Origin of the sequence: Streptomyces sp. NPDC093598, assembly GCF_044764825.1 — a bacterium.
GTDB lineage: Bacteria > Actinomycetota > Actinomycetes > Streptomycetales > Streptomycetaceae > Streptomyces.
This window is the reverse complement of the sequence record NZ_JBIWIV010000001.1, coordinates 331556-355086: the sequence shown is the minus strand read 5'-3', so window position 1 is coordinate 355086 and position 23531 is coordinate 331556. Positions and strand designations below refer to the sequence as shown.

26 protein-coding genes are annotated in these 23531 nt (G+C 71.6%); 20 read left to right on the top strand and 6 right to left on the bottom strand.

From position 1 onward, the window contains the following. Nucleotides 1–216 precede the first annotated feature (216 nt). Complete coding sequence (dnaE, locus tag ACIRDU_RS01650; protein WP_403572903.1) at nt 217–3756, top strand: DNA polymerase III subunit alpha; 3540 nt, start codon at nt 217–219, stop codon at nt 3754–3756. Nucleotides 3757–3847: 91 nt separating this feature from the next. Here the strand turns inward: dnaE and ACIRDU_RS01645 are convergent, their stop codons facing one another. Continuing rightward, the gene (locus tag ACIRDU_RS01645; RefSeq protein ID WP_403572901.1) at nt 3848–4012 is read right to left on the bottom strand and encodes a hypothetical protein; all 165 of its coding nucleotides are present in this window, start codon (nt 4010–4012) and stop codon (nt 3848–3850) included. A gap of 221 nt (nt 4013–4233) precedes the next feature. On the opposite strand from ACIRDU_RS01645, the gene ACIRDU_RS01640 reads away from it, so the two are divergent. The 4 genes from ACIRDU_RS01640 (at nt 4234) to ACIRDU_RS01625 (ending at nt 8226) form a co-directional block, all read left to right on the top strand. Further along, nucleotides 4234–5445, top strand: coding sequence for an NYN domain-containing protein (locus ACIRDU_RS01640; protein WP_403572898.1), 1212 nt, complete (start codon nt 4234–4236; stop codon nt 5443–5445). A gap of 123 nt (nt 5446–5568) precedes the next feature. Continuing rightward, a complete protein-coding gene (locus ACIRDU_RS01635; RefSeq protein ID WP_403572895.1) occupies nt 5569–6543 on the top strand; it encodes an ABC transporter ATP-binding protein in 975 nt (324 codons plus the stop codon). Between the two features lie 103 nt (nt 6544–6646). Next, entirely contained in the window at nt 6647–7468 is an 822-nt protein-coding gene (locus ACIRDU_RS01630) for an ABC transporter permease (RefSeq protein WP_403572893.1), read from the top strand. A 56-nt stretch (nt 7469–7524) separates the two neighbouring features. Then, on the top strand, nt 7525–8226 hold the full coding sequence (locus ACIRDU_RS01625) for an AAA family ATPase (RefSeq protein WP_403572890.1): 702 nt from the start codon (nt 7525–7527) through the stop codon (nt 8224–8226). Here the strand turns inward: ACIRDU_RS01625 and ybaK are convergent. The 4 genes from ybaK to ACIRDU_RS01605 form a co-directional block, all read right to left on the bottom strand. Next, nucleotides 8213–8713 carry a Cys-tRNA(Pro) deacylase gene (gene ybaK, locus ACIRDU_RS01620; protein WP_403572888.1) on the bottom strand — a complete coding sequence of 167 codons (501 nt, stop codon included), beginning with the start codon at nt 8711–8713 and terminating at the stop codon, nt 8213–8215. The two genes, ACIRDU_RS01625 and ybaK, sit on opposite strands and share 14 nt — an antisense overlap. A gap of 10 nt (nt 8714–8723) precedes the next feature. Next, nucleotides 8724–9464 carry an LON peptidase substrate-binding domain-containing protein gene (locus ACIRDU_RS01615; RefSeq protein ID WP_403572885.1) on the bottom strand — a complete coding sequence of 247 codons (741 nt, stop codon included), beginning with the start codon at nt 9462–9464 and terminating at the stop codon, nt 8724–8726. Nucleotides 9465–9475: 11 nt separating this feature from the next. Further along, entirely contained in the window at nt 9476–10507 is a 1032-nt protein-coding gene (locus tag ACIRDU_RS01610; protein ID WP_403575091.1) for a hypothetical protein, read from the bottom strand. Between the two features lie 121 nt (nt 10508–10628). Next, nucleotides 10629–12206 (bottom strand): oxidoreductase, encoded by a 1578-nt coding sequence (locus ACIRDU_RS01605; protein WP_403572882.1) that lies wholly within the window; start codon nt 12204–12206, stop codon nt 10629–10631. Nucleotides 12207–12384: 178 nt separating this feature from the next. Here ACIRDU_RS01605 and hisD point away from each other — a divergent pair, with 178 nt between their 5' ends. From hisD to hisF, 8 genes are read left to right on the top strand one after another with little or no spacing between them, the layout of a single operon-like run. Beyond that, nucleotides 12385–13710: a histidinol dehydrogenase gene (gene hisD, locus ACIRDU_RS01600; protein WP_403572879.1), complete on the top strand. Its 1326-nt coding sequence runs from the start codon at nt 12385–12387 to the stop codon at nt 13708–13710. Further along, nucleotides 13707–14813 carry a histidinol-phosphate transaminase gene (locus tag ACIRDU_RS01595; RefSeq protein ID WP_403572876.1) on the top strand — a complete coding sequence of 369 codons (1107 nt, stop codon included), beginning with the start codon at nt 13707–13709 and terminating at the stop codon, nt 14811–14813. The genes hisD and ACIRDU_RS01595 overlap by 4 nt, the downstream gene beginning before the upstream one ends. Continuing rightward, nucleotides 14810–15403 (top strand): imidazoleglycerol-phosphate dehydratase HisB, encoded by a 594-nt coding sequence (gene hisB, locus ACIRDU_RS01590; RefSeq protein ID WP_031107372.1) that lies wholly within the window; start codon nt 14810–14812, stop codon nt 15401–15403. The genes ACIRDU_RS01595 and hisB overlap by 4 nt, the downstream gene beginning before the upstream one ends. Then, nucleotides 15400–15564 carry a hypothetical protein gene (locus tag ACIRDU_RS01585; RefSeq protein ID WP_184982776.1) on the top strand — a complete coding sequence of 55 codons (165 nt, stop codon included), beginning with the start codon at nt 15400–15402 and terminating at the stop codon, nt 15562–15564. The genes hisB and ACIRDU_RS01585 overlap by 4 nt, the downstream gene beginning before the upstream one ends. Nucleotides 15565–15572: 8 nt before the next feature. Further along, a complete protein-coding gene (hisH, locus tag ACIRDU_RS01580; protein ID WP_403575088.1) occupies nt 15573–16214 on the top strand; it encodes an imidazole glycerol phosphate synthase subunit HisH in 642 nt (213 codons plus the stop codon). Beyond that, nucleotides 16211–16936: a bifunctional 1-(5-phosphoribosyl)-5-((5-phosphoribosylamino)methylideneamino)imidazole-4-carboxamide isomerase/phosphoribosylanthranilate isomerase PriA gene (gene priA / locus ACIRDU_RS01575; RefSeq protein ID WP_403572872.1), complete on the top strand. Its 726-nt coding sequence runs from the start codon at nt 16211–16213 to the stop codon at nt 16934–16936. Before hisH ends, priA begins: the two co-directional genes overlap by 4 nt. Then, the gene (locus ACIRDU_RS01570; RefSeq protein ID WP_403572870.1) at nt 16933–17352 is read left to right on the top strand and encodes a RidA family protein; all 420 of its coding nucleotides are present in this window, start codon (nt 16933–16935) and stop codon (nt 17350–17352) included. Before priA ends, ACIRDU_RS01570 begins: the two co-directional genes overlap by 4 nt. After that, entirely contained in the window at nt 17349–18104 is a 756-nt protein-coding gene (gene hisF / locus ACIRDU_RS01565; RefSeq protein ID WP_403572867.1) for an imidazole glycerol phosphate synthase subunit HisF, read from the top strand. Before ACIRDU_RS01570 ends, hisF begins: the two co-directional genes overlap by 4 nt. Before the next feature lie 55 nt (nt 18105–18159). On the opposite strand, the gene ACIRDU_RS01560 is transcribed toward hisF, so the two are convergent. Beyond that, nucleotides 18160–18795 carry a TIGR03085 family metal-binding protein gene (locus ACIRDU_RS01560; protein WP_403572864.1) on the bottom strand — a complete coding sequence of 212 codons (636 nt, stop codon included), beginning with the start codon at nt 18793–18795 and terminating at the stop codon, nt 18160–18162. Between the two features lie 75 nt (nt 18796–18870). On the opposite strand from ACIRDU_RS01560, the gene hisI reads away from it, so the two are divergent. From hisI to trpM, 7 genes are all read left to right on the top strand, one after another. Next, complete coding sequence (gene hisI, locus ACIRDU_RS01555) at nt 18871–19266, top strand: phosphoribosyl-AMP cyclohydrolase (RefSeq protein WP_403575085.1); 396 nt, start codon at nt 18871–18873, stop codon at nt 19264–19266. 11 nt (nt 19267–19277) lie between these two features. Next, on the top strand, nt 19278–20759 hold the full coding sequence (locus ACIRDU_RS01550) for an anthranilate synthase component I (protein WP_403572862.1): 1482 nt from the start codon (nt 19278–19280) through the stop codon (nt 20757–20759). A gap of 41 nt (nt 20760–20800) precedes the next feature. After that, on the top strand, nt 20801–21442 hold the full coding sequence (locus tag ACIRDU_RS01545) for a TIGR02234 family membrane protein (RefSeq protein ID WP_403572859.1): 642 nt from the start codon (nt 20801–20803) through the stop codon (nt 21440–21442). A 110-nt stretch (nt 21443–21552) separates the two neighbouring features. Beyond that, nucleotides 21553–21804, top strand: coding sequence for an HGxxPAAW family protein (locus ACIRDU_RS01540; RefSeq protein ID WP_403572857.1), 252 nt, complete (start codon nt 21553–21555; stop codon nt 21802–21804). Nucleotides 21805–21887: 83 nt separating this feature from the next. Beyond that, nucleotides 21888–22322 carry a DUF2752 domain-containing protein gene (locus ACIRDU_RS01535; protein ID WP_403572854.1) on the top strand — a complete coding sequence of 145 codons (435 nt, stop codon included), beginning with the start codon at nt 21888–21890 and terminating at the stop codon, nt 22320–22322. Between the two features lie 139 nt (nt 22323–22461). After that, on the top strand, nt 22462–23271 hold the full coding sequence (trpC, locus tag ACIRDU_RS01530) for an indole-3-glycerol phosphate synthase TrpC (protein WP_030848367.1): 810 nt from the start codon (nt 22462–22464) through the stop codon (nt 23269–23271). A gap of 21 nt (nt 23272–23292) precedes the next feature. Further along, the gene (gene trpM, locus ACIRDU_RS01525; protein ID WP_403572850.1) at nt 23293–23520 is read left to right on the top strand and encodes a tryptophan biosynthesis modulator TrpM; all 228 of its coding nucleotides are present in this window, start codon (nt 23293–23295) and stop codon (nt 23518–23520) included. The last annotated feature ends 11 nt before the right edge of the window (nt 23521–23531 follow it).

Sequence of the window (23531 nt, the reverse complement as noted above, 5' to 3'; positions counted from 1 at the left end):
CGCTGGGTGCCTCCTGGTGCGTACGTTCGGGGCGGCAGGTCCGCCCTCTGCCCAACGTGCGGCGGCCCGCGGGAGTGCCCGCGAAGCCTCGCACGAAGGTACGCGGGTCAACCCTCCGGGTGTCAGTGCCGAGGCATAGACTTCGACGCTGTCCCCCAGACTGTCCGCAGCCTGTCGGACCCCATTCGACCCCTGTTCTCCCTGGAGGCCGCAGCCGTGTCAAAGCCGCCGTTCACGCACCTGCACGTCCACACCCAGTACTCGCTGCTGGACGGTGCCGCGCGGCTGAAGGACATGTTCAACGCGTGCAACGAGATGGGCATGACGCACATCGCCATGTCCGACCACGGCAACCTCCACGGCGCCTACGACTTCTTCCACACCGCCCAGAAGTCCGGAGTGACCCCGATCATCGGGATCGAGGCCTATGTCGCGCCCGAGTCCCGGCGCAACAAGCGCAAGATCCAGTGGGGCCAGCCGCACCAGAAGCGGGACGACGTCTCCGGTTCCGGCGGTTACACCCACAAGACGATGTGGGCGGTGAACTCGACAGGTCTGCACAACCTCTTCCGGCTGTCCTCCGACGCCTACGCCGAGGGCTGGCTGCAGAAGTGGCCCCGGATGGACAAGGAGACCATCGCCCAGTGGTCCGAGGGGATCGTCGCCTCCACCGGCTGCCCCTCCGGCGAGGTCCAGACCCGGCTGCGCCTCGGCCACTTCGACGAGGCCCTCAAGGCCGCCGCCGACTACCAGGACATCTTCGGCAAGGACCGCTACTTCCTGGAGCTGATGGACCACGGCATCGAGATCGAGCACCGGGTCCGCGACGGCCTGCTGGAGATCGGCAAGAAGCTCGGCATCCCCCCGCTGGTCACCAACGACTCGCACTACACGTACGCGCACGAGGCGGGCGCCCACGACGCGCTGCTGTGCATCCAGACCGGCAAGAACCTCTCCGACCCGGACCGCTTCAAGTTCGACGGCACCGGCTACTACCTGAAGTCCACGGACGAGATGTACGCCATCGACTCCTCGGACGCCTGGCAGGAGGGCTGCGCCAACACCCGCCTGATCGCCGAGATGGTCGACACCACGGACATGTTCCAGAAGCGCGACCTCATGCCCAAGTTCGACATCCCCGAGGGCTACACCGAGGTCAGCTGGTTCCGCGAGGAGACCCTGCGCGGCATGCACCGCCGCTTCCCGGACGGCATCCCGGACGACCGCATGAAGCAGGTCGAGTACGAGATGGACACCATCATCTCGATGGGCTTCCCGGGCTACTTCCTCGTGGTCGCCGACTTCATCATGTGGGCCAAGAAGCAGGGCATCGCGGTCGGTCCCGGCCGAGGCTCCGCGGCCGGCTCGATCGTCGCCTACGCCCTCGGCATCACCGACCTCGACCCCATCCCGCACGGCCTGATCTTCGAGCGGTTCCTCAACCCCGAGCGCATCTCCATGCCCGACGTCGACATCGACTTCGACGAGCGCCGGCGCGTGGAGGTGATCCGCTACGTGACGGAGAAGTACGGCGCCGACAAGGTCGCCATGATCGGCACGTACGGCACCATCAAGGCCAAGAACGCGATCAAGGACTCCGCGCGCGTGCTGGGCTACCCGTACGCGATGGGCGACCGCCTCACCAAGGCGATGCCCGCCGACGTCCTGGGCAAGGGCATCAACCTCGACGGCATCACCAACCCCGAGCACCCCCGGTACTCGGAGGCGGGCGAGATCCGGGCGATGTACGAGAACGAACCGGACGTGAAGAAGGTCATCGACACCGCCAAGGGCGTCGAGGGCCTGGTCCGGCAGATGGGCGTGCACGCCGCCGGCGTGATCATGTCGAGCGAGACCATCACCGACCACGTCCCGGTCTGGGTCAGGCACACCGACGGCGTGACCATCACGCAGTGGGACTACCCGAGCTGTGAGTCGCTCGGCCTGCTGAAGATGGACTTCCTCGGCCTGCGCAACCTGACGATCATGGACGACGCCGTCAAGATGGTGAAGTCCAACAAGGGGATCGACATCGATCTCCTGAGCCTCCCGCTCGACGACCCCACGACCTTCGAACTGCTCCAGCGCGGCGACACCCTCGGCGTCTTCCAGTTCGACGGCGGTCCCATGCGCTCCCTGCTCCGGCTGATGAAGCCGGACAACTTCGAAGACATCTCCGCCGTGTCGGCCCTGTACCGCCCGGGCCCCATGGGCATGAACTCCCACACGAACTACGCGCTGCGCAAGAACGGCCAGCAGGAGATCACGCCCATCCACCCCGAGCTGGAGGAGCCGCTCAGGGAGGTCCTGGACGTCACCCACGGCCTGATCGTCTACCAGGAGCAGGTGCAGAAGGCCGCCCAGATCATCGCCGGCTACTCGCTCGGCGAGGCCGACATCCTCCGCCGCGTGATGGGCAAGAAGAAGCCCGAGGAACTGGCGAAGAACTTCGTCCTCTTCCAGGAGGGCGCCCGCAAGAAGGGCTTCAGCGACGAGGCCATCCAGGCCCTGTGGGACGTGCTGGTCCCCTTCGCCGGCTACGCGTTCAACAAGGCGCACTCCGCCGCCTACGGACTCGTCTCGTACTGGACGGCGTACCTCAAGGCGAACCATCCCGCCGAGTACATGGCCGCGCTGCTCACGTCCGTGAAGGACGACAAGGACAAGTCGGCCGTCTACCTCAACGAGTGCCGTCGCATGGGCATCAAGGTGCTTCCGCCGGACGTCAACGAGTCGATGTCCAACTTCGCCGCCCAGGGCGACGACGTGATCCTCTTCGGCCTCTCCGCCGTCCGCAACGTCGGTACGAACGTGGTCGAGTCGATCATCCGGTGCCGCAAGGCCAAGGGAAAGTACGTCTCCTTCCCGGACTACCTGGACAAGGTGGAGGCGGTGGTCTGCAACAAGCGCACCACCGAGTCGCTGATCAAGGCCGGCGCCTTCGACGCCATGGGCCACACCCGCAAGGGCCTCACCGCGCACTACGAGCCGATGATCGACAACGTGGTCGCGGTCAAGCGCAAGGAGGCCGAGGGGCAGTTCGACCTCTTCGGCGGCATGGGCGAGGCCGAGACCAGCGAGCCGGGCTTCGGGCTCGACGTGGAGTTCTCGCCCGACGAGTGGGACAAGACCTATCTGCTCGCCCAGGAGCGGGAGATGCTCGGTCTGTACGTCTCCGACCACCCGCTGTTCGGCCTGGAGCACATCCTGTCCGACAAGGCCGACGCGGGTATCTCCCAGCTGACCGGAGGCGAGCACTCCGACGGTGCGGTCGTCACCATCGGCGGCATCATCTCGGGCCTCCAGCGCAAGATGACCAAGCAGGGCAACGCCTGGGCCATCGCCACCGTCGAGGACCTCGCCGGCTCGATCGAGTGCATGTTCTTCCCCGCGACCTACCAGCTCGTCTCGACGCAACTCGTCGAGGACGCCGTGGTGTTCGTCAAGGGCCGCCTCGACAAGCGCGAGGACGTGCCGCGGCTCGTCGCGATGGAGCTGATGGTCCCGGACCTGTCCAACGCGGGCACCAACGCGCCCGTGGTCCTCACCATCCCGGCCACCCGGGTCACCCCGCCGCTGGTCAGCCGCCTCGGCGAGGTCCTCAGTCACCACAAGGGCGACAGCGAGGTCCGGATCAGGCTCCAGGGGCCGACCAAGACCACCGTGCTGCGGCTGGACCGGCACCGGGTGAAGCCGGACCCGGCGCTCTTCGGCGACTTGAAGGTGCTGCTCGGGCCGTCCTGCCTGGCCGGGTGACGCAGGGCTCTCGATGCGCTTGAGGGGCGTACCCGGCAGCGGGTACGCCCCTCGTGCATGTGCGTGGGCCCAACAGCCCGTCACACGGATGTCAGTTGTGGCCGAAGCTGCGCTTTCGCTTGCCGGACGCCACCTCGCCGGGGGTCGCCTCGACCTCGGCCTGGGGCTCCGTCTGCGAGGCGGGGCTGCGGTCCGCCCGCTGGCCACGCTCGGTCGGGCGCTGCTGCTTACGGTCACGGTTCTTGTTCTTGGCCATGGTGATGCCTCCTGTGGGGGACTAGGGGCCAGGGCCGGGACCAGATTCACACAGGCCGACAACGATCGCATGTCGGACAATTACCGTCCGTGACAGGGGTGGTCGGAGCGGAACGTCTCGAAACGCCACGCCGAAGATCGAGTTCCGGCCGTTAACCTCCGCGCCGTCGGGCAGACTCGAAGCAAGCCCGAAGCAAACCTCCTGGGAAGAGGGTGAGTCGCGTGGACCGCTGCATCGTCCTGGTGGACGCTGGGTATCTGCTGGGAGCCGCGGCGAGTCTCCTCGCCGGGGAACCCTCGCGGTCCCGCATCACCGTCGACCACACCGCCCTCATCCAGGGGCTGCGAGAACGCGCCGAATCCGACACGCAGCAGCCACTGCTGCGCATCTACTGGTTCGACGGCGCCCCCGACCGCGTCCCGCAACCCGAGCACCGCAGGCTGCGCGTGATGCCCCGGGTCACCGTCCGGCTCGGCGCGCTGACCCGCAGCGACGGCCGCTGGGCCCAGAAGGGCGTGGACGCCGCGATGCACGCCGAGCTCACCGAACTGGCCCGCAACCGCGCCTGCTCCGACGTCGTCCTCGTCACCGGCGACGGCGATCTGCTGCCCGGCATGATGGCCGCCAAGGAGCACGGCGTCGCCGTCCACCTGTGGGCCGTCCAGGCCGCCGACGGCGACTACAACCAGTCCGAGGACCTGGTCGCCGAGGCCGACGAGCGGCGCGTCCTGGACCGGGCGTGGATCACCAAGGCCGTCCGCGCCAAGGACTACACCGGGGTGTGCGCCCCCCAGCCCGCGCCCCGGCCCGAGATCGCCGCGATCCTCTCCGCGCCGCTGCCCGAGTCCGCGCTCGGCACCGGGACCGAACGACCCGCCCCGCAGCCCCGGAACCCGGCGGCCGGCCCCGGGCAGAACGGCACGGAGGAGCGGCTGCCCGCCGCCAAAGGGGTCCCCACGCCCAAAGACCTGGCCGCCCTGCGTGCCCCCGGCACCCAGCCCGCCCAGCCCCCCGCCTCCGCCACCCTCCGGTGGTCCTCCGACAAAGGCTGGGTCGACCGGCCCACGGCCGAGCCCCCCGAGGCCGCCTCGATGCCGACACTCGCCCAGCTGACCACGGCCGAGCAGCGGTGGGCCGACCGCGAGGAGGACATCACCACCGTCGGCGGCGACCCGTACGAGGTGGGGCAGGTCTTCGCCCGGCGCTGGGTGGAGCGCCTCGGCGACCAGAACCACCTGCAGAAGCTGTCCGGGATGTACCCGCGCATCCCGCACCGCGTCGACGGGGAGCTGCTGCGTTACGCCGCCCGCTTCGGCCTGCTCGCCCACAAGGACGACCAGATCGACGAGCGGGACCGGTACGCCATCCGGGCCGGCTTCTGGCGGGAGATCAGCGTGCGCACGGGCGTGGAGCACCCACCCGTCGACGCCTGAGTTCTTTGCCGACGGATTTCCCGTTGTGGACCGACCCGAGAGCGGACCGGGGTCGCCGACCCCGTAGTCTCGTCCCTTGTGAGTAAGCGCGCGGCACAGGCATTTCGGCACGATGGTGACGTCGTGTGCGCGGTGCGCGGGCTGACCAAGACCTATCCGGCGGTACGGGGCCGGCGCGGCACCCCCGGAACGCCCGAGGTCCGGGCCACGGACGACGTGACGCTGGACATCCGCCGCGGTGAGATCTTCGGCCTGCTCGGGCCGAACGGCGCCGGCAAGTCCACCCTCGTACGCCAGCTCACCGGGCTGATGCGGCCCGACCGCGGCAGTGTGGAGATCCTCGGGCACGACATCGTGCGCCACCCTGAACGTGCCGCGCGGCTCCTCGCCTACCTCGGTCAGGAGTCGACCGCCCTCGACGAGCTGACCGTCTCCCTCGCCGCTGAGACCACCGGGCGGCTGCGCGGCCTGGACGTACGGCGGGCGCGGGCCGAGCGGGACGCCGTCCTCGACGAGCTGGGTCTCACGCCGCTCGCCGGGCGGCCGCTGAAGAAGCTCTCCGGAGGCCAGCGGCGCCTGGCGTGCTTCGCCGCGGCCCTGGTGGGGGAGCGGCCGCTGCTCGTCCTGGACGAGCCGACCACCGGCATGGACCCGGTGGCGCGCCGGGCCGTGTGGTCCGCCGTCGACCGTCGGCGGGCCGAGCGCGGGACGACCGTGCTGCTCGTCACCCACAACGTCATCGAGGCCGAGACCGTGCTGGACCGGGTGGCCGTCCTCGACCGGGGGCGGGTGATCGCCTGCGACACCCCCGCCGGGCTCAAGGAGCAGGTCGCCGGTGAGGTGCGCGTCGACCTGGTGTGGCGGGACGCGGCTCCGCTGCACGTGCCCGAGGTGGCCGCGCTGCGGGACCGCGTCGTGGAGTCGGGCCGCCGCTGGACGCTGCGGCTCGGGCCCGAGGAGGCCCGGGCGGTGGTCGCGACCGTCACCGGCGGGGCCGCCTTCGCAGCCCTGGACGACTTCACGCTGGCCACGCCGAGCCTGGAGGACGTGTACCTGGCCCTCGGCGGTGCCGTTCAGCAGGGGCTGGTGAAGGTGTGAGCACCGGGGCGCGGGGCGCGCGGGCCGTGAGCACACCGGCCGCCGCATCCGTATCGAACAGGCGACTGCCGCAGTGGACCCGAGCGAAGGGGAGCAGCGCGACGTGAGTGTCGTACCCGCCGATGTCCTGCCGGGCAGTGCCCTGGCCGTGGACGAGCCCGCCGTGGGCGCGGCCGAGCTCGGACCTCGGGCGCGGCTGTGGCCGTCGCTGGCGGCCGTGTACCGGGCTCAGCTGTCCCGGGCGAGGGTGGCGCGGATCCCGCTGCTGTTCGTGGCGACCTTCCAGTCGATCGGGATCATGATCCTGATGCGCGGGGTCGTGGACGACGGGGCGGAGGCGCAGGCCGTCGTCGCCGGGTCGTCGGTCCTGGTGGTCGCCTTCGTCGCGCTGAACCTGCTCGCGCAGTACTTCGGGCAGCTGCGGGCCAGCGGCGGACTCGACCACTACGCGACGCTGCCGGTGCCGCCGGCGGCCGTGGTGCTGGGCGCGGCGGGCGCGTACGCCTCGTTCACCGTGCCCGGGACCGTCGTGACGGCGGTCTTCGGCTGTGTGCTGTTCGGGCTGCCGATGGCCCACCTGTGGATCCTGCTGGCGGTGATCCCGCTCGCGGGCGCCGCGCTCGCCGGGCTCGGTGCGGCGCTGGGGCTGCTCGCGCCCCGGCCGGAACTGGCCACGCTGCTGGGGCAGCTGGGCATGTCGGCGGCGCTGCTGCTGGGCGTGCTGCCGGCGGACCGGATGCCGGAGGTCGTGCGCTTCACGCGGGACCTGCTGCCGTCGACGTACGGCGTGGAGGCCTTCGCGCGGACGTTCGGGCCGCACCCCGACTGGGCCTTCGTCCTCGGTGACCTCGCCGTGTGCGCGGCCGTGGGCGTCGTCTCGCTGGCCGTGGCGACCTGGGCGTACCGCCGGGCGGCCGTCCGGTGAGCGCGGAGCGATCGTCCGGTGACGCGGCACACCAGCGGGCCTGGCACGATGGCAGGGTGACCGCACCACTGACTCCGCCACCGCCGCCGCATGAACAGTCCGCACAGGGTTCGTGGCAGCCGCCGGCCGCCGGGCCTCAGGCTCCCGGGTCCCAGCACGCCGAGTACGCCGGGCACGGCTGGTACGGACAGGACGGCCCCGGGATGAGGACGGAACTGCGGGAGGCCGCCGTGATCGCGGTGGCCGTGGCGCTCGGCGGGGTGCTGCTCGGAGTGCTGTGGTGGTGGCTCGCACCGCACGTGCCGCTGGTCGGTGACGTGGTGGAGAAGAACTGGGTCGTCTACCTCAAGGACACCGAGGGGGAGCAGGCCATCGGTGTCGACGGCACGTTCACGCTGCTCGGCCTGGGGTTCGGGGTCGTGAGCGCGCTGATCGTCTTCCTGCTGCGGCGGCGCGGAGGTGTGCCGCTGGTGGTGGGGCTGGCCCTGGGCGGGCTGCTCGGCTCGTTGCTCGCCTGGCGGGTCGGGGTGTGGCTCGGCCCCGAGCAGGACGTGATCGCGCACGCGCGGGAAGTGGGGCGGGGGGTGACGTTCTCCGCGCCGCTGAAGCTGGGCGCGAAGGGGGCGCTGCTGGCCTGGCCGCTGGCCGCGTTGGTGCTGCATCTCGGGCTCATGGCGTTGTTCGGGCCCCGGGATCCGGAGCCGGAGTACGCGGCCGGGCCGTACGAGGGACCGCCGCCTGCCGCTAACGGCCGATAGGCGCCAGGACCGCCTCCGTCAGTTTCCGCAGGTCCTCCGGGGCGAGCTCCACCTCCAGGCCCCTCCTGCCCGCCGACACACAGATCGTCGCGTGCGCCGACGCCGACGCGTCCAGGACCGTCGGCAGCCTCTTGCGCTGGCCCAGGGGCGAGATGCCGCCCCGGACATAGCCCGTCGTGCGTTCCGCCAGGGTCGGGTCGGCCATCGTCGCGCGCTTGCCGCCGACTGCCGCTGCCAGGGCCTTCAGGTCCAGCTGGCCCGCCACCGGGACCACCGCGACCGTCAGGGCGCCGTCGACGTCCGCGACCAGGGTCTTGAAGACGCGTTCCGGACAGACACCCATCGCCTCGGCCGCCTCCTCGCCGTAGGAGGGGTGCGCCGGGTCGTGGTCGTAGGCGTGGACCGTGTACGCCGCGCCCGCCGCCGTGAGGGCCACCGTCGCGGGGGTGCCGCCCGCCTGTTGCTGCTTCTTCGACTTCTTCGCCATGCCGGTCCGCTCAGTTGAGGCTCATCGGGCCGCGCGTCAGCTCCGACGCCGGCAACGACGGCAGACTACGGATGATCGCCGTCTCGGAGCGAAGGAGTTTCAGCTCGTCGCGCAGGCGGGAAGCGGTGTCGGGGGCCTGGAGCAGGCGCTGCTTGGTCGGGGTGTCCAGCATTATCGCCGCCGCCACCAGGTACGACACCACGCCCGGCTCGTCCGGAAGGTCGGCCCCCGTCGCCAGGGAGCGTTCCCGCGCCCCGGCCAGCCGCTTCTGGTACTGGCGGAAGGACCGCAGCACCCCCTCGGCCAACGGCGCGGCCTCGTCGCCCGGTTCCTCCTCCAGCGGCTCCAGCTCGGCCGTCAGGAAGGGCCCGGACGCCTCGACCGACAGCAGCTTCACCCGGGTGGTGCCGGTCGCCAGCACCTCGAAGGAACCGTCGGTGCGCTCCCGGATCGTCGCCGCGTCGGCGATGCAGCCGACCTTGTGGAACGCCTTGGCCGGGTCCGTGCCGAAACCGGCAGCCGGCCCCCGCTCGGGCAGGGCCGTCGGGTCGGGCATGCCGGGCGCGGTCGGGGCCACCTCGTGGCCGTCGCGGATCGCCACGACGGCGAACCGGCGCGGCTCGTCCTCCGGTGTCTTCAGCAGTTCGCGCATCATGGCGCGATACCGCTCCTCGAAGACGTTGAGCGGGAGCACGAGCCCCGGGAACAGCACCGAGTTCAGGGGGAAGAGGGGGAGCCGGACGGTGGTCACGACGCAAAAGCCTAATGGTCGCCGGGACCGACTCGTCCGCCCCGTTCACTCCGTGGATGCCAGGACGGGTCCGAGGCCGTCGCGACCCGGATGTCGTCGCGGACCCGCAGGAAGTGGCCGAGCGGGTCGTCCGACACCTGGTCCCAGGGGAAGGAGGTGGCGTACGGGCCGTTCAGGCGCAGCTGTTCGGTGGCGTCCGGCCAGCGCTCCAGGCGCACCAGGACGAAGATCAGCAGGTTCCGCATCCGGGCCGGCCAGGGGTCGGCCGCCGGCAGCCGGGGGGACAGCGCGATGGCCCGGTCGGCGGCCGCGTCCAGCCGCTCGCGCGGCACCTCGGGCCCGCAGCCGTCGGTGAGGTAGCCGAAGGCCGCCCGCAGCGGAAGGGCCTGGACGAGTGCGCCGGCGGGAGCGTCCTGCGCGGCCCGGTCGGCGAAGTCGAAGCACTCGTGGTGCGAACCGTGCCAGTAGGTGGCCAGGTAGCGCAGGGCCGCCACATGGCAGCCGTAGTGGTGCGGGGCACGGCGTACGGCCGCCGCCCACAGCTCCTCGAAGTACGTGTGCCCGGCCTGGGCGCCCCGGGCGTGGTCGAGTGCGAGACGCCACGGCACCGGGTCCCGCTGGTCGCCCCGGGCCGCGGCCGTGATCAGCGGGCTGACCTCGCGCAGCAGTTCGGCCCGGGCCGGCGACTGCCAGGCGCGGTCCACCGCCAGCTGGGCACCGACCAGCAGGGCGTCGGGGTCCTGCGGGGCGGTGGCGAGCCAGGCGTCCAGCCACTCGGGCCGCGAGCGCGCGAAGGCGGCCAGCCGGGTCACGTACCGGTCGCGCCGCTCCCACTCGGCGGCCGCGCGGGTCGCCAGCAGGAGGGTGGCGGCCGGCCCGTGGTCGCCCCGGGCGGCGGCGACCAGCGCCGGACTCAGCCGGGCGTCGGGCGCGTCGAGCAGCACCTCGTCGTCGGCGTACGGCTCGCCGACGAGGTGGGGGGCGGTCCTTGCCATCCGGCTCGGGCGGATGAACGGGAGCTGCATTGCCATGGTGCCGACCATTGAAAGTCGGCTGGTCATCACGGCGCCAGAGTGTTCATTGAACCTGCGGAAAGTTGTACGTCCGATGGTCAAGAGAACGTAAAGTCGTGACAGTTCGACAACTTTGGTCACAGCAGCACCATCAGTTGCGCCGCAGCAGCCGCGTCGCACCCGCCGCCACCGTCGTCGCAAGGATCCAGCCCAGCAGGATCATCGCCGTCGCCAGCCACTGCCAGGCCCCGCGCAGCTGCCAGAAGCCCACCTGACCCAGGTCGATCACCGGCAGCAGCAGATCGAGGGTGAAGAGCGTGGGGTTCCACTCCGGATGCTCGCCCCGCTTCATCGGCGGATGGCCGGCCTGCGCGAAGGCGAACGAGCCCGCCGCCCACAGCACCGCCATCCACACCGCGGCCCGGCCCGGCCGGTACCCGTAGGCGACCGTCCAGTCCTGCGCGTAGCCCCACAGCTTGGCCGCCATCGGCAGGCTCTCGCGATGCCGGCGCTGCTTGGCGAGCAGCACCTCGCGGGCGTCCTCGTCCTCCCCGCCGGCCCGCAGCACGGCCGCGAGCCGCTCGTACGGCTCCGGGTTGTACTCGGCGGTCGCCGCCGCCACCCAGTCCAGCCGCTCCGCCAGCGGGAACGGTCCGCGCGGTACGAGGAACTCGTAGGCGAATCCGCCCATGTGCAGCCGCCCGGGGCCGGGCCAGGCGTCCGCCCGGTCCATCAGGTTGATGACTTTCGCCCCCGAGAGCACCACCCGCCCGCGCGCCGGCTGCTCCCCGAGGAACCGCAGCTCCGGCGTCTGCAGCCGGCGCAGCGACAGCTCCTGGTCGTCGGTGAGGGTGAACCGGGCCTGCTCGAAGTCGACGGCGTCGCCGAACCGGCCGTCGTCCAGCCGGATCCCGCCCTCGCACGCGAAGCGCTGGATGCGTGTCCCGCGGGCCGGGGTCATGCCGCTCATCGCCTGGGCGCCGACCCCCGCCGGGGTGAGGTACAGACTGCGCTCGACGGTCAGCTGCGGGGCGTTCAGCGCGAGCCGCTCGAAGGGGTTGGACAGGCGCGCCCCGCGCAGGCTCAGGGAGACGCCGATGGTGGCCGCGCGCAGGCTCAGCTCGCCGTGCGACTCCAGCAGCTCGGCCTGTAAGTCCTGGCCGACGGTCAGGCCGTCCGCGGCGATCGACCGGCCGCTGCGGTCCCGGTGCACGATGGCCTGGTTGAGCATCAGGTCCGTGCCGATCTGCGCGTCCGTGAGCCGGATGCCGTGGTGGAAGCGGCAGCGCGGCAGATGCAGATCCCCCTCGGTGTGCACCCGGGCCGCCTCCAGCCGCGGCACCGAGCAGTCCACCATCCGCAGGGTCGTGAAGTGCGCCTCCGGCAGCAGCACGTCCTGCTCGAACCGGCACCGGCGCATCTCGACGTACGGCACCACCGTGCCGCCCGCGAGGTCCAGCGAGCCGCTGACCTGCACGCCGACGAGCTTCAGCGAGGACACGCGGCCGGCCAGGGCGGGCGGGCCGTCCAGGAGCAGCCAGCACACGATCCGGGCCCGTACGGTCCGCTCCTCGCCCCACGGATGGCCGCCGTACGGATCGTCCGCCACGGCGTCGCCGCTGCTCAGGTCGTACACGGTGCCGTTGCGGAAGGCCTGCCACATGCCGGCCTCGGCCGCGGTCAGGTCGTCGGGCAGATCCCCGGCACGGACGCCGGCCCCCTCGGTCACAGCGCTTCCTTCCTCCCCAGGTACTCGCGGGTTGGTTCCTTCGTACAACAGTTCATGCCCGCTGGGTGACGCCCTGAAAGCAGTGGGTGAAGGGGAGCTTCCGGGTTCGCGTGGCTCTCTGTATCAGCCATTGATACGCGCGCACGGCGCCTCACCGGGGTCTGAGAGAATTGAGCACGTGATCTCCCGAATCGATCTGCGTGGCGACGCCCTCCCCGAGGGCCCCGCCCTGCGTGACCTGCTGCCCCGAGCCGACTTCGACGTAGCGGCCGCCCTCGAGAAGGTGCGCCCCCTCTGCGAGGACGTGCATCATCGGGGCGACGCGGCGCTGATCGACGCCGCCGAGCGGTTCGACGGGGTCCGGCTCGACCAGGTGCGGGTGCCGGCCGCCGCGCTCACCCGCGCGCTGGAGGAGCTCGACCCGGCCGTGCGCGCGGCCTTGGAGGAGTCCGTCCGCCGCGCCCGCGTCGTCCACCGCGAGCAGCGCCGTGAGACCCACACCACCCAGGTCGTGCCCGGTGGCACCGTGACCGAGAAGTGGGTCCCGGTCGACCGCGTGGGGCTCTACGCGCCCGGCGGCCGGTCCGTGTACCCGTCCTCCGTGATCATGAACGTGGTGCCCGCACAGGAGGCCGGCGTCGAGTCCATCGCGCTCGCCTCGCCCGCCCAGGCCGACTTCGGCGGCCTGCCGCACCCGACGATCCTCGCCGCCTGCGCGCTGCTCGGCGTCGACGAGGTGTACGCGGCCGGCGGCGCCACCGCCGTGGCGATGTTCGCCCACGGCACCGAGTCCTGCGCGCCCGCGAACATGGTCACCGGCCCCGGCAACATCTGGGTCGCCGCCGCCAAGCGCTACTTCACCGGCAAGATCGGCATCGACGCCGAAGCCGGCCCGACCGAGATCGCCGTCCTCGCCGACGACACGGCCGACCCGGTGCACGTCGCCTCCGACCTGATCAGCCAGGCCGAGCACGACCCGCTGGCCGCCGCCGTCCTGGTCACGGACTCCGTCGAACTCGCCGACGCCGTCGAGAAGGAGCTCGAGCCGCAGGTCGCGGCCACCCGGCACATCGACGACCGGATCGTCCCGGCCCTGTCCGGCAGGCAGTCCGCGATCGTGCTGGTCGACGGCATCGACGAGGGCCTGAGGGTGGTCGACGCGTACGGCGCCGAGCACCTGGAGATCCAGACGGCCGACGCCGCCGCCGTGGCCGATCGCGTCAGGAACGCCGGCGCGATCTTCGTCGGCCCCTGGGCCCCGGTCTCCCTCGGCGACTACGCGGCCGGCTCCAACCACGTGCTGCCCACCGGCGGCTGCGCCTGCCACTCCTCCGGTCTGTCCGTCCAGTCCTTCCTGCGCGGCATCCACATCGTCGACTACACGCGTGACGCGCTGGCCGAGGTCGCGCACCACGTGGTGACGCTGGCGGAGGCGGAGGACCTGCCGGCGCACGGCGCGGCGATCAAGGCGAGGTTCGACTGGAAGGTTCCGCAGGGCAAGTGACAGGCATCGACGATCTCCCCGTACGGGACGAGCTGCGCGGCAAGTCCCCCTACGGCGCGCCCCAGCTGGACGTCCCCGTACGGCTGAACACCAACGAGAACCCCTACCCGCTGCCCGAGCCGCTGGTCGAGCGGATCGCCGAGCGGGTCCGTGAGGCGGCCCGGAACCTCAACCGCTACCCCGACCGGGACGCGGTCGAGCTGCGCACGCGGCTGGCGACGTACCTGACGGACACGTCCGGCCACGAAGTCGGCGTCGCCAACGTCTGGGCGGCCAACGGCTCCAACGAGGTCATCCAGCAGTTGCTGCAGACCTTCGGCGGGCCGGGCCGCACCGCGATCGGCTTCGAGCCGTCGTACTCGATGCACGGCCTCATCTCGCGCGGCACCGGCACCGGCTGGATCTCCGGCCCCCGCAACGACGACTTCACGATCGACCTCGCGGCGGCGGAGAAGGCCATCGCCGAGCACCGGCCGGACGTCGTCTTCGTCACCACCCCCAACAACCCCACGGGCACCGCCGTCCCGCCCGAGACGGTCCTCGCGCTGTACGAGGCCGCGCAGGCGGCGAAGCCGTCCATGGTGGTGGTCGACGAGGCGTACATCGAGTTCAGCCACGGCGACTCGCTGCTGCCGCTGCTGGAGGGCCGCCCGAACCTCGTCGTCTCCCGCACGATGTCGAAGGCGTTCGGCGCGGCGGGCCTGCGCCTGGGCTACCTCGCCGCGCACCCGGCCGTCGTCGACGCCGTCCAGCTGGTCCGGCTGCCCTACCACCTGTCGGCCGTCACCCAGGCGACCGCCCTGGCCGCCCTGGAGCACACCGGCACGCTGCTGGGCTACGTCGAGCAGCTCAAGAGAGAACGGGACCGCCTGGTCACCGAACTGCTCGCGATCGGCTACGAGGTGACCGCTTCGGACGCGAACTTCGTGCAGTTCGGCCGGTTCGAGGACTCCCACGAGACCTGGCGGAAGATCCTCGACCGGGGCGTCCTGGTCCGGGACAACGGTGTGCCCGGCTGGCTCCGGGTCACCGCCGGGACCCCCGAAGAGAACGACGCGTTCCTCGACGCGGTCCGTGAACTGAAGAAGGAGCAGAGCGCATGAGCCGCGTAGGCCGCACAGAGCGGGTGACCAAGGAGACCTCGGTCCTCGTCGAGATCGACCTCGACGGCACCGGGAAGACCGACATCAAGACCGGCGTCGGCTTCTACGACCACATGCTCGACCAGCTCGGCCGGCACGGTCTGTTCGACCTGACCGTGAAGACCGAGGGCGATCTGCACATCGACTCGCACCACACCATCGAGGACACCGCCCTCGCCCTCGGCGCCGCCTTCAAGCAGGCCCTCGGCGACAAGGTGGGCATCTACCGCTTCGGCAACTGCACGGTCCCGCTGGACGAGTCCCTCGCCCAGGTCACCGTCGACCTGTCCGGCCGCCCCTACCTCGTGCACACCGAGCCCGAGAAGATGGCGCCGATGATCGGCGAGTACGACACCACCATGACCCGGCACATCCTGGAGTCCTTCGTGGCCCAGGCCCAGATCGCGCTGCACGTGCACGTGCCCTACGGGCGCAACGCGCACCACATCGTGGAGTGCCAGTTCAAGGCGCTCGCCCGGGCCCTGCGTTACGCGTCCGAGCGCGACCCGCGCGCGGCCGGCATCCTCCCCTCCACGAAGGGCGCCCTGTGAACGGCATCTCGACCCTGCTGATCGTCGTCGGCCTCTTCCTCGCCGGCGGGATCTACTCCTTCGTCAAGCAGAAGATGCCCAAGGGTTTGATCGTGCTGCTGTCCATCGGCGCCGCGATGTGCCTGGCGGCCGGTGTCGTGAGGCTGGAGGTGTGGAATTGAGCAACCCCCTGAAGACGCAGAAGAAGGTCGTCGTCTTCGACTACGGCTTCGGCAACGTCCGTTCCGCCGAGCGTGCCCTGGCCCGTGCCGGAGCCGACGTCGAGATCACACGTGACTACGACAAGGCCCTGAACGCCGACGGCCTGCTGGTGCCGGGCGTCGGCGCCTTCGCCTCCTGCATGACGGGCCTGCGCCAGGCGCGCGGCGACTGGATCGTCGACCGCCGGCTGTCCGGCGGCCGCCCGGTCATGGGCATCTGCGTCGGCATGCAGATCCTCTTCGCGCGCGGCATCGAGCACGGTGTGGAGAGCGAGGGCCTCGACGAGTGGCCCGGCTCCGTCGAGCCGCTCCAGGCCGAGATCGTGCCGCACATGGGCTGGAACACCGTCGAGGCGGCGCCCGGCTCGCAGCTGTTCGCCGGCCTGGACGCGGACGCCCGCTTCTACTTCGTGCACTCCTACGCCGTCCACGACTGGTCGCTGGAGACGCACAACCCGGCGATGACGGCCCCCAAGGTCACCTGGGCCACGCACGGCAAGCCGTTCGTCGCGGCCGTCGAGAACGGCGCCCTGTGGGCCACGCAGTTCCACCCCGAGAAGTCCGGCGACGCCGGAGCCCAGCTCCTCACCAACTGGATCGGAACCCTGTGAGCAAGCTCGAACTCCTCCCCGCCGTCGACGTCCGTGACGGCCAGGCCGTCCGCCTGGTGCACGGCGAGTCCGGCTCGGAGACCTCCTACGGCTCCCCGCTGGAGGCCGCCCTCGCCTGGCAGCGCTCCGGCGCCGAGTGGCTGCACCTGGTCGACCTGGACGCCGCGTTCGGCACCGGGAACAACCGCGAGCTGATCGCCGAGGTCGCCCGGGCCATGGACATCAAGGTGGAGCTGTCCGGCGGCATCCGCGACGACGACACCCTCGCCGCCGCCCTCGCCACCGGCTGCAAGCGCGTCAACCTGGGCACGGCCGCCCTGGAGACCCCCGAGTGGGTCGCCAAGGTCATCGCCGAGCACGGCGACAAGATCGCGGTGGGTCTCGACGTCCGCGGCACGACCCTGCGCGGCCGCGGCTGGACCCGCGACGGCGGCGACCTCTACGAGACGCTGGAGCGCCTCGACAAGGAGGGCTGCGCACGGTACGTCGTCACCGACATCGCCAAGGACGGCACCCTCCAGGGCCCGAACCTGGAACTGCTGCGCAACGTGTGCGCCGCCACCGACCGCCCGGTCGTGGCCTCCGGTGGGGTCTCCTCGCTCGACGACCTGCGGGCCATCGCCGAACTCGTCCCGCTCGGTGTCGAGGGGGCCATCGTCGGGAAGGCGCTGTACGCGAAGGCGTTCACCCTGGAAGAAGCCTTGGAGGCTGTGTCGTCATGACCGTGCGGCGTGTGCAGAGCGGAAGTCCCTGGGAAGAGTCCTTCGGTTTTGCACGCGCCGTCGCGGCGGGCGACCGTGTGCTGGTCGCGGGCACGACCGCCTTCAAGGGCGACGTGCTCTACGGCGAGGGCGACCCGTACGAGCAGGCCAAGGTGGCCTTCACCACCGCCCTGGAGGCGATCGCCGAGTTCGGGCTCGCACCCGAGTCCGTGATCCGCACCCGTGTGTGCCTGGCACACGCCCGGGACGTCGACGCCGTGGGCCGGGCGCACAAGGAGATGTTCGACGCCGTACGCCCGGTCACGACCCTGCTGATCGTGCAGGGCTTCATGGACTCCCGGGTCCTGGTGTCGGTGGAAGTGGAAGCATTCAGAGGGACACCCTCAGAGGAACACCAGAGGAGCAGGATTTCATGACCCTGGCGGTCCGAGTCATCCCCTGCCTGGACGTGGACAACGGCCGGGTCGTCAAGGGCGTCAACTTCCAGAACCTGCGCGACGCGGGCGACCCCGTCGAGATGGCCAAGGTGTACGACGCCGAGGGCGCCGACGAGCTGACGTTCCTGGACATCACCGCCTCGTCGGGCAACCGCGAGACCACGTACGACGTGGTGCGGCGCACCGCCGAGCAGGTGTTCATCCCGCTCACGGTCGGCGGCGGCGTCCGTACGGCCGAGGACGTGGACAAGCTGCTGCGCGCGGGCGCGGACAAGGTCGGCGTCAACACCGCCGCCATCGCCCGCCCGGAGCTGATCCGCGAGATCGCCGAGCGCTTCGGCCGCCAGGTCCTGGTCCTGTCGGTGGACGCCCGCCGCACCGAGTCGGGCTCCTTCGAGGTCACCACCCACGGCGGCCGCAAAGGCACCGGCATCGACGCCGTCGAATGGGCCCACGAGGCCGCCGAGCTCGGTGCGGGCGAGATCCTGCTCAACTCGATGGACGCGGACGGCACCAAGGACGGCTACGACCTGGAGATGATCCGGGCCGTCCGGGGGCACGTCACGGTCCCGGTCATCGCCTCGGGCGGCGCCGGCCGGCTCACCGACTTCCCTCCGGCCGTCGCGGCCGGTGCGGACGCGGTGCTGGCCGCGTCGGTGTTCCACTTCGGCGACCTGCGCATCGGCGAGGTCAAGGAGACGCTGCGGGGGGCGGGTCACCCGGTGCGGTGACACCTGCGGGCGGGAGCCCCGGTCGCGCGCTGCGGCCGGGGCTCCCGCATGCCGCTCAGATGCCGAGCTGTTTCGTCTCGTGCAGCTTCGCGATCGCGTTCTCGTCGCCGTCCAGGTCGACCTTGGCCGCGCTCTGGCGGCCGTAGCAGAACAGGACCAGTTCGGACGGCTCTCCGGTCACCGTGACCACCGGGGTGCCGCGGTGGGCGACCGCCGTCTGGCCGTCGGGGCGGCGCAGGACCAGACCCGTCGGGACGCCGCGGCCCATCAGGCGGGCGGTGCGCTCCAGACGGGCCCACAGGGCGTCCTGGAAGACCGGGTCGAGGTCGCGGGGCGACCAGTCGGGCTGGGCACGGCGGACGTCCTCGGTGTGGACGTAGAACTCGATGATGTTCGACGCCTCGTCGACCGGCTTGAGGGAGAAGGGCGAGAAACGCGGCGGGCCCGTACGGATGAGCTGGATCAGCTCCTCGTACGGCTTGTCGGTGTACTCCGCCATCACCTTGTCCAGGCGCGGCGCGAGCTGCTTGATCAGTATTCCGCCGGCGGCGTCCGGGCGGCGCTCGCGCACCACCACGTGCGCGGCGAGGTCCAGGGTCGTCCAGCCCTCGCACAGGGTGGGCGCGTCCGGGCCCGCGGTCTCCAACAGGTCGGCGAGGAGGAGTCGTTCACGCTTGGCATGGGTCGACATGCCGCCCAGCCTACGACCGGCCCCACGGTCCGCCCAGTGGACACTCCACCGGACCCGTCCGTGGCGCGCGGCACAATGGTCGGCATGACCAGCCCATCCAGTCGCCTCGACCCGGAGATCGCCGCGCGCCTCAAGCGCAGTGCCGACGGCCTCCTGCCCGCCATCGCCCAGCAGTACGACACCGGAGAGGTGCTGATGCTCGGCTGGATGGACGACGAGGCGCTGCATCGCACCCTCACAACCGGCCGGTGCACCTACTGGTCGCGCAGCCGCCGGGAGTACTGGGTCAAGGGCGACACCTCCGGCCACTTCCAGTGGGTGAAGTCCGTCGCCCTGGACTGCGACGCCGACACCGTGCTCGTCAAGGTGGACCAGGTCGGCGCCGCCTGCCACACCGGCGCCCGCACCTGTTTCGACGAGGACGTGCTCCTCAAGGACGGCGGCTCCGGCCGCCCCGCCCCGGATCAGTAAGGTCAGCGGCCATGGACCTCGAGACCTTCCGCAAGCTCGCCACCGACCGGCGGGTCATCCCCGTCACCCGCAAGCTCCTCGCCGACGGTGACACCCCGGTCGCGCTCTACCGCAAGCTCGCCGCCGAGCGCCCCGGCACCTTCCTGCTGGAGTCCGCGGAGAACGGCCGCTCGTGGTCCCGGTACTCCTTCGTGGGCGTGCGGTCGGCGGCCACGCTGACCGCACGCGACGGGCAGGCCCACTGGCTCGGCGCCCCGCCCGTCGGCGTCCCCACCGACGGCGACCCGCTCGCCGCCCTGCGCGCCACCATCGAAGCCCTGCACACGCCCCACCAGGACGGCATGCCGCCCTTCACCGGCGGCATGGTCGGCTACCTCGGCTACGACATCGTCCGCCGCCTGGAGAAGATCGGCCCCGGCGAGCGCGACGACCTGAAGCTGCCCGAGCTGACCATGCTCCTCACCAGCGACCTGGCCGTCATGGACCACTGGGAGGGCTCGGTCCTGCTGATCGCCAACGCGATCAACCACAACGACCTGGACACGGGCGTCGACGAGGCCCACGCCGACGCCGTGGCCCGCCTCGACGCCATGGAGGCCGACCTCTCCCGCCCGGTCGCCCAGCCCCCGGCCGTGCTCCCGCCCTCCGAGCTCCCCGAGTACACCGCGCTGTGGGGCGGTCCCGACTTCCAGGTGGCCGTCGAGGACATCAAGGAGCGCATCCGGGCCGGTGAGGCCTTCCAGGTGGTCCCCTCCCAGCGCTTCGAGACGCCGTGCACGGCGAGCGCGCTGGACGTCTACCGGGTCCTGCGGGCGACCAACCCGTCCCCGTACATGTACCTGTTCCGTTTCGACGGGTTCGACGTCGTCGGCTCGTCCCCCGAGGCCCTGGTCAAGGTGGAGGACGGCCGGGCCATGGTCCACCCCATCGCCGGCACCCGCTGGCGCGGCGCCACCCCCCAGGAGGACCAGGCCCTCGCCGAGGAGCTGCTCGCCGACCCCAAGGAGCGCGCCGAGCACCTCATGCTGGTCGACCTGGGCCGCAACGACCTGGGGCGGGTCTGCGAGCCCGGTTCGGTCGAGGTCGTGGACTTCATGTCCGTCGAGCGGTACTCGCACGTGATGCACATCGTCTCGACGGTGACCGGCCGCGTCGCCCGGGGCCGCACCGCCTTCGACGTCCTCACCGCCTGCTTCCCGGCCGGCACGCTCTCCGGCGCCCCGAAGCCCCGCGCCATGCAGATCATCGACGAACTCGAACCGTTCCGGCGCGGGCTCTACGGCGGCTGCGTCGGCTACCTCGACTTCGCCGGCGACTCCGACACCGCCATCGCCATCCGCACCGCCCTCCTGCACGACGGCACCGCGTACGTGCAGGCCGGGGCGGGCATCGTCGCCGACTCCGACCCGGTCGCCGAGGACACCGAGTGCCGCAACAAGGCGGCGGCGGTCCTGCGGGCCGTGCACACGGCGAACCGGCTGGGAAAGGCCTGAGATGAACCCCGGGTGACGGTTCGCCCGGGGTTCAGGCGATAGTGGGGTACGTGACTGCTGTACCTCACCCCCGTTCCGAAGCCCCCGGATCCGCCCGGGCCGGCCGCCTGAGCCTCGCCGTCGCGCTGCTGAGCGGCGCGCTCGGCGCGGCCGTCGCGCTGCTCGCCACCCGGCAGCAATGGTCCCAGGGCACCGCGACGGTGGCCGGTGGCGCCTTCCCCCTGACCGCCAAGGGCAGCGACGTCACGGGCGTTCCCGCGGCGCTCGCCATAGTGGGCCTCGCCGCGCTCGTCGCCGTCTTCGCCGTCCGCCGCGCCGGCCGCTTCGTCGTCGCCGCGCTGCTGGCGCTCTCCGGCGTCGGCATCGTCGTCGCGGCCCTGCTCGGCGCCTCCGACAGCTCCGCGCTCGACGAGCAGGCCGCCCAGGCCACCGGCGACACCTCGGCCTCCGTCGACGCCCTCGGCCACACCGCTTGGCCGTACGTCGCGGTCGTCGGCGGTGTGCTGATCCTCCTGGCCGGGCTGCTCGCCCTGCGCTACGGCCGGCTGTGGCCCGCCATGTCCGGCCGCTACGAGCGGGCCGGTACCGCCCGGACGCGCCGCAAGGCCCCCGCCGTCGACCCCGACCGGCCCGAGGACCTGTGGAAGGCCCTGGACCGCGGCGAGGACCCGACCGGGGCCTGAGCCCACCCGGGGGACCGGGGGAGCACCCCCGCTCACCCCGCGGGCGCGCGTGCGGGACAATGGGTCCGAGCGTCCTGCTCAGACACGCACACAGCAACGAGGAGCAAGCAATGGCGGGCAGCAGCCACGGTCACACCCCGGCCGCCTGGACCGGTGTCACGATCGCCTTCATCGGTTTCTGCGTCTCGGGCGCGTTCATGGTGATGGACCAGCCGGTGGGCTTCTGGGCGGGCATGGTCGTCGTGCTCCTCGGCGGTGTCGTCGGCGGCATCATGCGGATGATGGGCCTCGGCCAGCCCAAGGAACTGCACCAGCCGCACCGGATGACCGGCGACCGCGAGCCGGCCGGCGCCGGGAGCTGACCCCCGCGGAACAGCACGTCCTCGTGTGAGGGGCGGCCGGCACCCGAGTGCCGGAGCCGCCCCTCACGCGCGTGCGGGGCACAATGCCTACCGTGAACGCCGAGAGCCGAAGGGTGACGCCGAGCGTCCCGAGCCGCCTGGCCGTCCCCGCCGGGGTGCTCGCGGCCGTCGCCGCCGCCTTCGCCTACGTGGGCGCCGTGGACCCCAACCAACCCGGCCACTACCCCGCCTGCCCGCTGCTGCGCTACACCGGTCTCTACTGTCCCGGCTGCGGCGGACTGCGCAGCGCGCACGCCTTCGTCCACGGGGACGTCCTGGCGGCGCTGCACGCCAACGCGCTCGCGACCCTCGGCTATCTGGTCCTCGCCGTGCTGTGGACCGTATGGGTGGTGCACGCGGTGCGCGGGCGCCCGCTGCGGATCGACCCCCGTCCGGGGCTGGTGTGGAGCCTCGGAGCGTTGCTGCTGGTCTTCACCGTTGTCCGGAACCTGCCCTTCGGTGGCTGGCTCCATCCTTGATCAACGGGCGGATGTCCAGGTAGTGGGACCGGCGTCAACCGGATGCGAGGCCTACGCCCCGCTGCGGATACCATCGCAGTGACCATCGGTTTCCGATCGGTCGCTGGAACTGTCAAGAGTCTGGAAGGGGGCCGCTCGCGTGAGTGTGCTCGACGAGATCATCGACGGAGTCCGTGCCGACCTCGCGGAGCGGCAGGCGCGCGTGAGCCTCGACGAGCTCAAGGAGCGCGCGGCGAAGGCCCCCGCGGCCAAGGACGGCGCGGCCGCACTGCGCGGCGACGGCGTCAAGGTCATCTGTGAGGTCAAGCGCTCCAGCCCGTCCAAGGGCGCGCTGGCCGCGATCGCCGACCCGGCCGGACTCGCAGCGGACTACGAGGCGGGCGGCGCGGCCGTCATCTCCGTCCTCACCGAGGAGCGCCGCTTCGGCGGCTCGCTCGCCGACCTCGAGGCGGTCCGCGCCCGGGTGGACATCCCCGTGCTGCGCAAGGACTTCATCGTCACGTCGTACCAGCTGTGGGAGGCCCGCGCCTACGGCGCCGACGTCGTGCTGCTGATCGTCGCCGCCCTCGACCAGCCCGCTCTGGAGTCCCTCATCGAGCGCGCCGAGTCCATCGGGCTCACGCCGCTCGTCGAGGTGCACGACGAGGACGAGGTCGAGCGTGCGGTGGACGCCGGCGCCCGGGTGATCGGCGTCAACGCGCGCAACCTCAAGACCCTCGAGGTCGACCGCGGCACCTTCGAGCGCGTGGCACCGGAGATCCCCGACCACATCATCAAGATCGCCGAGTCCGGCGTCCGCGGCCCGCACGACCTCATCGCCTACGCCAACGCCGGCGCCGACGCGGTCCTGGTCGGCGAGTCCCTCGTCACCGGCAAGGACCCGAGGACGGCGGTCTCGGACCTGGTGGCGGCCGGCGAGCACCCCGCACTCCGGCACGGCCGGAGCTGATCACCCGCTAGGCTTGCCCCGATGACTCTCACCATGACGACCGTGGACCGGTACGCCCGCCTCGCGCGCGGCTGCCGCCCCCGCGGCTGCCGTGCGCCCGCGCGCCGCGTACACGGCCGCCGCGTCCGGTACGTCATCGGTGACGAACCCGGGCAGGTCAACGGCATGCGATGGCAGCAGCGCCCCATCAGGGGCGCGGGGCTCTGTTTGACGTGCGGCTACCGCCGCGCGAGCGCGACAAGCCACTGACGGCCCGCGGC